This window comes from Acidithiobacillus sp. TH-A36, assembly GCF_057473445.1.
Window position 1 is genome coordinate 1 of record NZ_JBYCKP010000254.1, and the last position, 12,132, is coordinate 12,132.

The 12,132-nt window shown below is 53.0% G+C and carries 7 protein-coding genes and 1 pseudogene; all 8 read left to right on the top strand.

The window, feature by feature from the left end; translation table 11 throughout:
• A pseudogene (locus tag AC2VLY_RS06665) lies at positions 1-87 on the top strand (50S ribosomal protein L10); the annotation flags it as partial.
• A gap of 29 nt (positions 88-116) precedes the next feature.
• Positions 117-500 carry a 50S ribosomal protein L7/L12 gene (rplL, locus tag AC2VLY_RS06670; protein WP_486893155.1) on the top strand — a complete coding sequence of 128 codons (384 nt, stop codon included), beginning with the start codon at positions 117-119 and terminating at the stop codon, positions 498-500.
• A 126-nt stretch (positions 501-626) separates the two neighbouring features.
• Positions 627-4,715: a DNA-directed RNA polymerase subunit beta gene (gene rpoB / locus AC2VLY_RS06675; protein WP_193649837.1), complete on the top strand. Its 4,089-nt coding sequence runs from the start codon at positions 627-629 to the stop codon at positions 4,713-4,715.
• A 24-nt stretch (positions 4,716-4,739) separates the two neighbouring features.
• Entirely contained in the window at positions 4,740-8,906 is a 4,167-nt protein-coding gene (gene rpoC / locus AC2VLY_RS06680) for a DNA-directed RNA polymerase subunit beta' (protein WP_486921980.1), read from the top strand.
• Between the two features lie 109 nt (positions 8,907-9,015).
• Positions 9,016-9,387, top strand: a complete 372-nt coding sequence (rpsL, locus tag AC2VLY_RS06685; RefSeq protein ID WP_010641426.1) for a 30S ribosomal protein S12 — start codon at positions 9,016-9,018, stop codon at positions 9,385-9,387.
• 26 nt (positions 9,388-9,413) lie between these two features.
• Positions 9,414-9,884, top strand: coding sequence for a 30S ribosomal protein S7 (gene rpsG / locus AC2VLY_RS06690; RefSeq protein WP_010641428.1), 471 nt, complete (start codon positions 9,414-9,416; stop codon positions 9,882-9,884).
• 32 nt (positions 9,885-9,916) lie between these two features.
• Complete coding sequence (gene fusA, locus AC2VLY_RS06695; protein WP_300250253.1) at positions 9,917-12,016, top strand: elongation factor G; 2,100 nt, start codon at positions 9,917-9,919, stop codon at positions 12,014-12,016.
• A gap of 20 nt (positions 12,017-12,036) precedes the next feature.
• Positions 12,037-12,132, top strand: a 96-nt coding sequence (locus tag AC2VLY_RS06700; RefSeq protein WP_022970494.1) for a GTP-binding protein, incomplete at its 3' end; no start/stop codon positions are given.

Here is a 12,132-nt window from a genome sequence, read left to right on the forward strand (position 1 = left end):
GTATCCGGTTTCGTACGCACCCTCAACGAGGTTCCGAGTCGTTTTGTTCGGGTCCTTGCAGCAGTTCGCGATCAACGCGCTGCCTAACTCAAAATTAATGATGAAGGAGTTGTAAAATGGCATTGTCCAAAGCTGAAATTTTAGACGCTATTGCAGGCATGACGGTTCTTGAACTTTCCGAACTGATCAAGGAAATGGAAGAAAAATTTGGTGTTTCTGCAGCCGCAGTAGCCGTTGCCGCCCCTGCCGGTGCTGCTGGTGGTGATGGAGCTGCTGCAGCAGAAGAACAAACTGAATTTGATGTCATTCTGACCAGTGCTGGTGCCAACAAGGTGAACACCATCAAGGTAGTGCGTGCCATTACCGGTCTTGGCCTGAAAGAAGCCAAGGATCTGGTCGACGGCGCGCCCAAGGCTGTGAAAGAAGGCGTCGCCAAGGCTGAGGCCGAAAGCGTCAAGGCCCAACTCGTCGAGGCTGGTGCCGAGGCGGAGATCAAGTAATCTGTTGTACACGTATTAAGCAGTTTATCTGGCTGGCAACAAATACGGTTGCCAGCCCCTTCATCGTTTGTGGAAAGCAGCTTTAGGTGTTTTCCCTGAACCTTGCGGTCGTCGCGCGGAGCATCCATGGCCTACTCTTTTACTGAAAAGAAACGGATTCGTAAAGACTTTGGCAAAAGCCAGAGCATTCTCGCAGTGCCATATCTGCTGGCTACGCAGATGGATTCTTATCGGGAGTTCCTCCAGGAGTCAACGGCTCCGGCGGCGCGCAAGGAAACAGGGCTAGAGGCGGTTTTCCGCTCGATTTTTCCGATGGAGAGCTACTCCGGCAATGCCATGCTGGATTATGTTTCCTATCGTCTGGAAAAACCGGCTTTTGATGTGGTGGAATGTCGTCAGCGCGGTCTGACCTTTAATGCCGGCCTGCGCGTACGGTTGCGCCTGGCGGTCATGGAAAAGGATGACAGCACCGGCGCCAAGCGGGTCAAAGATGTGAAGGAACAGGACGTGTACATGGGGGAAATACCGCTCATGACCGAACACGGTTCGTTTGTCATTAATGGTACCGAGCGCATTATTGTTTCGCAGCTGCACCGTTCACCGGGTGTGTTTTTTGACCATGATCGGGGTAAAACCCACTCCTCGGGCAAACTGTTATTTAATGCCCGTATCATTCCCTATCGCGGTTCCTGGCTGGATTTTGAGTTTGATCCCAAGGACCATGTTTACGCGCGCATTGATCGGCGTCGCAAATTGCCGGCAACTACTTTGTTACGGGCGCTGGGTTATGGTACGGAAGATATTCTCGAAATGTTTTTTGAGACAGATAGCTTCCATATTCTGGATGGAGAGCTGAATTATGATTTGATTCCCCAGCGTCTTCAGGGGGAAATTGCCAGCTTTGATATAGTCAACCCGGCAACGGGTGAAGTGCTTGTTGCTACTGGCAAACGCATTACTGCGCGTCATATCAAAGCGCTGACCGAAGTTCCGGGATTACAGCAGCTGCCCGTACCGGATGTGTTTGTCCTTGGGAAGGTGGTTGCCAAGGACGTCGTCAATCCGGAAACCGGTGAAGTACTGCTGGCAGTCAATGAACCCATTACCGGAGAAGTGCTCGATGTGCTGCGCAAGGGACCTTCTTTGTCTCTGCACACCCTGTACATCAATGAAATTGATCGGGGTCCCTATATTTCCGAGACGCTGCGAATTGATACATCCCGTGATGCGCATGAAGCGCAGATGGAAATTTATCGCTTAATGCGCCCGGGTGAGCCGCCGACCAAGGATGCTGCCCAGAATCTTTTCCAGGGCCTGTTTTTCAGCCCGGATCGTTATGACCTGTCGGGTGTGGGTCGGATGAAGTTCAATCGTCGCGTCGGGCGTGAAGAAATCACGGGTCCCGGAGTGCTGAGCAGCGAGGATATCCTGGCCGTACTCAAGGTACTGGTATCCCTGCGCAACGGCATCGGCGAAATTGACGATATTGATCATCTCGGTAACCGGCGGGTGCGTTCTGTGGGCGAGTTGATGGAGAACCAGTTCCGTCTGGGACTGGTGCGTGTTGAACGGGCGGTCAAAGATCGTCTGGCCCTCGCCGAGAGTGAAGGGTTGACTCCTCAGGATCTGATCAATGCCAAGCCGATTGCTGCGGTGGTCAATGAGTTCTTTGGCTCCAGTCAGCTTTCCCAGTTTATGGATCAGACCAATCCACTTTCCGAGGTCACTCATAAGCGTCGTGTTTCCGCTCTGGGACCGGGTGGCTTGACCCGTGAACGAGCCGGTTTTGAAGTCCGTGACGTGCATCCGACCCACTATGGCCGGATCTGTCCGATTGAAACGCCGGAAGGCCCAAATATCGGTTTGATCAACAGTTTGGCCTGTTATGCCCGGACCAACGACTACGGATTTCTGGAAACACCTTACCGGCGTGTAGTAGATCGTCGTGCAACGGATGAAATCGAATACCTCTCGGCCATTGAAGAAGGTAATTATGTTATCGCCCAGGCGAACTCGGTCCTGGATGATGATGGCCTGCTGGTGGAAGAACTCATCTCCTGCCGCCACAAAAACGAGACGACACTGGCTAATCGGGATCAGGTGCAGTTCATGGATATTTCTCCCCGCCAGATTGTTTCGGTCGCGGCGAGCATGATCCCCTTCCTGGAGCATGATGACGCCAACCGCGCGTTGATGGGCTCCAACATGCAACGCCAGGCGGTTCCGACCATTCGTTCCGATGCGCCCATGGTTGGCACGGGCATGGAACGGGTGGTGGCTATTGATTCCGGTGCAGCAGTAGTCGCGCGGCGCGGTGGGGTGGTCGATATTGTCGATGGTGCCCGCATTGTTATCCGGGTGAATGATGAAGAGACATTGGCCGAAGAGCCTGGCGTAGATATCTACAATTTGGTCAAGTACGCCCGTTCCAACCAGAATACGACCTTGAATCAGCGTCCGGTAGTCAAAGTCGGTGATGTAGTCAGCCGTGGGGATGTATTGGCGGATGGACCCAGCACAGAAATGGGTGAACTGGCTCTGGGTCAGAACATGCTGGTGGCTTTCATGCCCTGGAATGGATACAACTTTGAAGACTCCATTCTGATTTCGGAACGTGTGGTGGCAGAAGATCGTTATACCACCATCCATATCGAAGAATTCTCAGTATTTGCCCGTGATACCAAACTCGGGCCGGAAGAAATCACGCGGGATATTCCGAATGTGGCCGAAGGTGCCCTGCGTCACCTGGATGAATCAGGTATTGTCGTCATTGGTGCAGAACTGGCCCCCGGTGACATTCTGGTAGGTAAGGTGACTCCCAAGGGTGAAACCCAGCTGACCCCGGAAGAAAAACTGTTACGCGCCATTTTCGGAGAGAAGGCTTCGGATGTGAAAGATAACTCCATGCGCATGCCCGCAGGTATGTATGGAACGGTCATCGATGTCCAGGTGTTTACCCGCGATGGTATTGACAAGGACGCACGTGCCAAGTCTATTGAAGAACATGAGCTGAACCGTATTCGTAAGGATCTGAACGATCAGTACCGCATTGTTGAAGAAGACAGTTATCAGCGTATTGAACGTCAGTTGACGGGTAAGGTGGCTGAAGGGGGTCCCAATGGACTTGCTGCCGGCAACAAGGTGACCAAGGCATATCTGAAAGATCTGCCCCGCGCGAAATGGTTTGAAATCCGTTTGCGTTCGGATGAAGGTAATGACGCACTGGAACAAATCCGTGCCCAGTTGGAGGAACAGCGCCAACGTTTGGACGCGGAGCTGGAAGAAAAACGTCGCAAGCTTACCCAGGGCGATGATCTGAGTCCTGGTGTGCTGAAAATGGTCAAGGTGCATGTGGCCATCAAGCGTCATCTACAACCGGGTGACAAAATGGCCGGGCGTCACGGTAACAAGGGCGTGGTATCCAAAATCGTTCCCGTAGAAGATATGCCGCATCTGGCTGATGGGACTTCGGTGGATATTGTCCTCAATCCTCTGGGTGTGCCGTCGCGTATGAACGTGGGTCAGATTCTGGAAACCCATCTGGGCTGGGCTGCCAAAGGGCTGGGTAAAAAAATTGCCGGAATGCTCGAAAGCGATCTGGCGATGAAGGAAATGCGTGCCTTCCTGGCGGAAATCTACAACCGTTCAGGCAAGAAAGAAGATCTTGATAGCCTTACGGATGAGGAAATCCGGGAACTGGCGCGGAACCTGCGCGGTGGCGTACCGATGGCAACACCCGTATTTGACGGCGCTGCTGAAGAAGAAATCCGCGATATGCTTGAGCTGGCGGGATTGCCGCGTAGTGGTCAGGTCACCCTGTACGATGGTCGTAGCGGCGAAGCCTTTGATCGTCCTGTGACGGTGGGTTACCTCTATATGCTCAAGCTGCACCATCTGGTCGATGACAAAATGCATGCCCGATCCACCGGACCGTACAGTCTGGTTACTCAGCAACCGCTGGGAGGCAAGGCTCAGTTTGGTGGCCAGCGCTTCGGTGAAATGGAAGTCTGGGCCCTGGAGGCGTATGGAGCAGCTTATACATTGCAGGAAATGCTGACCGTTAAGTCTGATGACGTCAGTGGCCGCAGTAAAATGTATGAGTCCATTGTCAAAGGCGATTTCCGTATGGATGCTGGAATGCCGGAATCTTTCAACGTGCTGTTGAAAGAGCTGCGTTCGCTGGGTATCGACATTGAATTGGAACAGTCCAAGTAATATTTCCGCCCCGGGCGGGCAAGGATGGATGCGTTGAAAGACTTACTGAAGCTCTTTAAACAAAACGATCAGCAAGAAGAATTTGATGCCATACGGATAGGCATTGCCTCTCCGGACAAGGTGCGTTCCTGGTCATTTGGTGAAGTAAAAAAGCCCGAGACCATTAACTATCGTACTTTCAAGCCCGAGCGCGAAGGTTTGTTCTGTGCCAAGATTTTCGGCCCGATCAAGGACTACGAATGTCTTTGTGGCAAGTACAAGCGGCTCAAGCATCGTGGCGTGGTCTGTGAGAAATGTGGTGTGGAAGTCACCCAGGCGCGCGTGCGTCGTGAGCGTATGGGCCACATTGAGCTCGCCAGCCCTGTAGCGCATATCTGGTTCCTCAAGTCCTTGCCGAGTCGTATGGGTATGATACTTGATATGCCATTACGGGATATTGAGCGGGTTCTGTATTTTGAGGCCTATGTAGTGGTGGATCCCGGTGTGACCGCGCTGGAACGTGGTCTGATCATGAGTGAAGACCAATACCTGGATGCCCTCGAAGAACATGGTGACGAATTTGTCGCAAAAATGGGTGCAGAAGGTATTCGCGATCTGTTGCGAGGCATTCCGCTGGTTCAGGAAATTGAACGCATCCGTAATGAACTGCGCGAAAGTAACTCGGATACCAAAACCAAAAAGCTGAGCAAGCGTCTGAAAATACTCGAAGGTTTCGAATCTTCGGGGAATCGTCCGGAATGGATGATCCTGGAAGTTTTGCCGGTGCTGCCACCCGATCTGCGTCCTCTGGTGCCTTTGGATGGTGGTCGTTTTGCGACTTCGGATCTCAACGATTTGTATCGTCGCGTCATTAACCGCAACAACCGTCTGAAGCGCCTGTTGGAACTGAAAGCGCCTGATATTATCGTACGCAACGAAAAACGCATGTTGCAGGAAGCGGTTGATGCTCTTCTGGATAATGGTCGTCGTGGTCGCGCCATTTCCGGCCCCAACAAGCGTCCGCTCAAGTCGTTGGCAGATATGATCAAGGGTAAGCAGGGGCGTTTCCGTCAGAACCTGCTGGGTAAGCGGGTTGATTACTCTGGCCGTTCGGTCATTGTGGTTGGTCCCGAGTTGCGTCTGCATCAGTGTGGCCTTCCCAAGAAAATGGCGCTGGAGTTGTTCAAACCCTTTATTTTTAACAAACTCGAAGAGCGTGGTTTGGCGACGACCATCAAGGCGGCCAAACGCCTGGTAGAGCAGGAAAAACCCGAGGTTTGGGATATTCTCGAAGAAGTCATTCGCGAACATCCCGTCATGCTGAACCGCGCCCCGACCCTGCACCGTCTGGGCATCCAGGCGTTTGAGCCGGTATTGATCGAGGGCAAAGCCATTCAGCTGCATCCGCTGGTTTGTGCGGCCTACAACGCCGACTTTGACGGTGACCAGATGGCGGTCCACGTACCGCTGTCGTTGGAAGCCCAGCTCGAAGCCCGGACATTAATGATGTCGACCAATAACATACTCAGTCCTGCCAATGGTGATCCGGTCATCGTGCCGTCACAGGATATTGTGCTGGGACTTTACTATGTCAGTCAGGAGCGTGCTGATGCCAAGGGTACCGGCGGCATGTTCTCCGATATTCTCGAAGTACGTAGGGCTTATGAAACCGGTCAGGTGGGACTCCATGCCCGCATCACGGTCCGCTTCCGTGGCGAGCGCATTGAAACTACCGCCGGACGCGCCCTGCTCGGTGATATTTTGCCCGAAGGTTTGCCCTTCAGTGTCATCAACCGGGTGCTGAAGAAAAAAGTCATCGGCGAACTGATCAACACGTGTTACCGCACCCTGGGAATCAAGGATACGGTCATTTTTGCGGATCAGCTGATGTATACCGGCTTCCGTATGGCGACCCGTGCGGGTATTTCGTTTGGTGCGGGCGATATGGTGACCCCGCAGGAGAAGGAAGGCATTCTCAGCCGCTCCGAAGACGAGGTTAAAGCTATACAGGCCCAATATACGTCTGGCCTGGTCACCGAGGGTGAACGTTACAATAAAGTCGTCGATATCTGGTCAAGAGCCACCGATGAAGTGGCGAAAGCCATGATGGATCGTGTCAGCAAGGAAACCGTTGAACTTCCAGACGGCAGCAAGGTGCAACAGGATTCCTTTAATTCCATCTTCATGATGGCGGATTCAGGAGCGCGTGGTTCTGCGGCCCAGATTCGTCAGTTGGCCGGTATGCGCGGTCTGATGGCCAAGCCGGATGGCTCCATCATTGAAACGCCTATTACCGCGAATTTCCGAGAGGGGCTTAACGTTCTGCAGTACTTCATCTCGACCCACGGCGCCCGTAAGGGACTGGCGGATACGGCACTGAAGACCGCAAACTCCGGTTACCTGACCCGCAGACTGGTTGACGTAACTCAGGATCTGGTAGTGGTTGAACACGATTGTAGATCGGAAGAAGGCCTGCCCATGACTTCTCTGGTGGAAGGGGGGGAAGTCATAGAACCCTTGCGCGACCGGGTGCTTGGCCGCGTTCTGTCCGAAGATCTTCTGCATCCGAATACCGGAGAGATTGTCATCCCCCGCAATACCATGTTGGCGGAGCAGCATTTGGGCCAGCTCGACGCACTGGGTGTGGATGCATTGAAGGTACGTTCACCGCTCACCTGTCATTCGCGGCACGGGGTTTGTGCCCTGTGTTATGGACGTGATCTGGCTCGTGGCCATCTGGTCAATGCCGGTGAAGCGGTCGGTGTCATCGCTGCGCAGTCCATTGGCGAACCGGGTACCCAGTTGACCATGCGGACTTTCCATATTGGTGGTGCCGCCAGTCGTTCTGCTGCGCAAAGCAGTCTGGATGTGAAGCAGGGTGGCATATTCCATTATCAGTCGAATTTGCGCGTAGTGACTCACTCCAGTGGTCGTCACGTCGTTGTCGGTCGTAATGGTGAAGTGACCGTGACAGACGAACAGGGTCGTGAAAAAGAACGTTACAAGATGCCTTACGGCGCGACATTACTCGTCAATGATAATGCTCCGGTGACGGCAGGTATGCGGGTTGCAGAATGGGATCCGCATACGCGCCCGATTGTCAGCGAGGTAGGCGGTAGAATATCACTGAAAGATGCCGTAGAAGGCGCCAGTGTCGCTATCCAGACCGATGAAATAACTGGTCTGTCGACCTTGATGGTCATTGACACGAAACAGCGTCCGCCGCAGGGCCGGGATTTGCGGCCGGTCATTGGTATCCTTGATGAAAAGGGCCAGGATCTCAAGTTGCCGGGGACCGACTTGCCGGCACGTTATTTCCTGCCCGCAAGGGCGATTATTGCGGTACAGGAAGGGATGCAGATATTCCCGGGCGACATTTTGGCCCGTCTGCCCGCCGGTACCACGAAAACCCGCGATATTACGGGTGGTTTGCCACGTGTGGCTGAGTTGTTTGAAGCCCGTCGTCCCAAGGACTTTGCAATTATTGCGGAGCACGAAGGCATTGTCGGCTTTGGCAAGGATACCAAGGGTAAGCAGCGCCTCATCATTACCGACGAAAATGCAGAACAGCATGAGTATCTCATTCCCAAGGGCCGTCACGTTACGGTGTACGAAGGGGAGCGTGTTGTTCCTGGTGAGCAACTGGTAGAAGGCCAGCCTGTACCCCATGACATCTTGCGGGTGTTGGGTGTCCAGGCGCTTGCGAATTACATTGTCGACGAAGTGCAGGACGTCTATCGCTTACAGGGCGTGCGCATTAACGACAAACATATTGAAGTGATTCTGCGCCAGATGCTGCGGCGGGTAGAGGTGACCTCCAGTGGCGATGGAACGTTTATTACTGGCGACCAGGTGGATCGGGCCCGGGTTGAAGATGAAAATGCCCAGTTGGAGCGGGATGGCAAGGAACCGGCGCGCTTTACGCCGATGCTGCTGGGTATTACCAAGGCCAGCTTGTCTACCGAGTCATTTATTTCAGCGGCGAGTTTCCAGGAAACTACGCGTGTACTGACCGAAGCAGCGGTATCAGGAAAGCTGGATGACCTGCGTGGCCTAAAGGAAAACGTCATCGTCGGTCGTCTGGTTCCCGCTGGAACAGGCCTTGCCTACCATGAACATCGCCGGCGACTGAATCGTGGTGAAGTGTTGGCGACTGGTGGAGAATCATCGTCTGTTGCTGCAGAAGTCTTTTTGAACAGCGAAAATCCTTAATTTTGTAAGGTATGTCCGAGGTTTGCCTTGACAGTCAGGGCGAGCCTCACTAGAATGCGCCCTCTCATCGGTGAGGCTGGGTGCCATCATCGTACTCTGGAGATTGTAAATGCCCACATTAAATCAACTCGTGCGCAAGCCACGCAAGCGGCCTGTCGCCAAAAGTAAGGTGCCAGCCCTGGATGCAAATCCACAAAAACGTGGAGTTTGTACCCGTGTTTACACCACGACGCCTAAAAAGCCGAACTCGGCATTGCGTAAGGTCGCCCGTGTGCGTCTCACGAATGGTTTTGAGGTAAGTAGCTATATTCCTGGTGAAGGTCATAACCTGCAGGAGCACTCGGTGGTACTCATCCGGGGTGGTCGTGTCAAGGATTTACCCGGCGTTCGTTATCATATTGTGCGTGGTACCCTGGATACCGCTGGCGTGAAAAATCGCAAGCAGTCCCGCTCCAAGTACGGCGCCAAGCGTCCCAAATAAGCAAAGATTGAAGGAGTTGTTGCGCCATGCCCAGACGTCGTGAAGTCCCCAAGCGGATTGTTCTCCCGGATCCCAAGTATAAAGAAGAAGTCATCGCCAAATTTGCGAATGTCATGATGCGTGACGGCAAAAAAAGCACGGCGGAAAAAATTGTCTACGGTGCCCTTGAAATGGTTGCGGAGCGCAGTAAAAGTGATGCTCTCGAAGTATTTCGTAAGGCCATTGACAATGTCCGTCCGGTCGTCGAGGTCAAAAGTCGTCGTGTCGGCGGTGCTACTTATCAGGTGCCGGTAGAAATTCGTTCCGACCGAAGAATGGCCTTGGCCATGCGCTGGCTGCGTGATTCAGCGCGCAAGCGGAATGAAAAATCCATGGGCAACCGTCTCGCCGCCGAGATTCTTGAGGCAGCAGAAAATCGTGGAAATGCCGTTCGCAAGCGTGAAGAAACCCATCGTATGGCAGAAGCCAATAAAGCCTTTGCGCATTTCCGTTGGTAATTGACCGGACTCTCACCCAAAAGGACTAAACTGTGGCTCGCACGACCCCCATTGAACGTTATCGCAATATCGGCATTATGGCGCATATTGATGCCGGCAAAACGACTACCACGGAACGTATCTTATTTTACACAGGTGTGTCTCATAAGATTGGTGAAGTGCATGAGGGTACTGCCGTCATGGACTGGATGGCCCAGGAACAGGAGCGCGGCATAACCATTACCTCTGCCGCGACGACCTGTTTCTGGAAAGGTATGGATGGCCAACGTGCGGAACATCGCATCAACATCATTGACACCCCCGGACACGTAGACTTCACCATTGAAGTGGAGCGTTCTCTGCGCGTGCTGGACGGCGCCATGGCGGTGTTTTGTGCAGTGGGCGGTGTGCAGCCCCAGTCCGAGACGGTGTGGCGACAAGCCAACAAATACAAGGTTCCGCGTATTGCTTTTGTAAACAAGATGGATCGTCAGGGCGCCAACTTCAAGCGGGTAGTCGAGCAAATTGCGACCAAGTTGAAAGGGAACCCGGTTCCGGTCCAGTTGCCCATTGGTGAAGAAGAGCGTTTCAGTGGTGTTATCGACTTGATGAAAATGAAGTCCATCAACTGGGATGATGCTCTTCAAGGGACGCGCTTTACCGAAGAAGAAATTCCTGCAGACCTGCGTGAAGAAGCCGAAGCCGCCCGTCACTTTATGGTGGAAGCCATTGCCGACGCGGATGAAGAAGTCATGATGAAATATCTGGAAGGGGAAGAAATCTCCATCCCAGAGCTTCAGGCCGCTTTGCGGAAGGCGACCATTGCTGGTGTAACCGTTCCAGTTCTTTGCGGTAGTGCTTTCAAAAACAAAGGAGTTCAGGCTGCATTAGATGCGGTTTTAGATTACTTGCCTTCACCTGTAGATATTGAGGCAGTAGTTGGCACGGATCCGGACTCCGGCGCACAAGTTGTGCGTTCTGCTGATGATGAAGAGCCGTTTTCTGCACTGGCCTTCAAAATTGCTACTGATCCATTTGTTGGGCAATTGACCTTTTTCAGGGTGTACTCAGGCGTGCTGACGGCTGGCTCCACCGTGTTGAACCCAGGTAGGAATCAAAAAGAACGTATTGGTCGTGTGCTCCAGATGCATGCCAATGAGCGCCATGAAATCAAAGAAGTTTTGGCAGGGGATATTGCTGCTGCAGTGGGTTTGAAAACGGCCTACACCGGTGACACCCTCTGTGATCTCAATAAGTCCATTTCTCTTGAGCAGATGGAATTTCCTGAGCCGGTCATTCATGTTGCTGTCGAGCCCAAAACCAAGGCCGATCAGGAAAAAATGGGCATTGCACTGGGTAAGCTGGCTCAGGAAGATCCCTCATTCCGGGTGCGTACGGATCAGGAATCAGGACAGACGATTATTTCCGGTATGGGCGAGCTTCATCTTGAAATCATTGTAGATCGTATGAAGCGCGAGTTTAACGTCGAAGCCACGGTGGGTGCGCCTCAGGTCGCTTATCGTGAGACAATCCGCAAGACCGTAGAGGCAGAAGGTAAGTTTGTCCGCCAGTCTGGTGGTCGCGGTCAGTACGGTCATGTCTGGTTGCGTCTGGAGCCTTTGGAACCAGGAACCGGATTCAGTTTTGAAAATGGTGTGGTTGGCGGTACGGTCCCCAAAGAATTTATAGGACCTACGCAAAAAGGTGTTGAAGAAGCCCTCGAAAATGGTATCATCGCCGGCTTCCCGGTAGTGGATGTCAAGGTGACCATTTTTGACGGTTCTTATCATGACGTCGACTCATCGGAAGCTGCATTTAAAATTGCAGGGTCCATGGGTTTCAAAGCCGGTGCAGCAAAAGCGAATCCAGTGCTGTTGGAGCCTATTTTTGCGGTGGAAGTGGTGACCCCGGAAGAATATATGGGTGATATCATCGGTGACATTAACAGTCGTCGCGGCATGATGCAGGGTATGGAAGACGAAGCCGGTGCCAAGGTCATTCGTTGTGAAGTGCCGCTGTCGGAAATGTTTGGTTATGCAACGACTGTCCGTTCATTGTCACAGGGACGTGCTACATACACCATGCAGTTTGAGAAGTATATGGAAGTCCCCGGCCATGTGGCCGAGGCCATTGTCAAGAAAAGTCAGCGCTAGTCGTAACGGGAGAGTTCAAGATGTCCAAAGGGAAATTTGAGCGGACGAAGCCGCATGTAAACGTGGGAACGATTGGTCACGTGGACCATGGGAAGACCACATTGACGGCGGCGCTG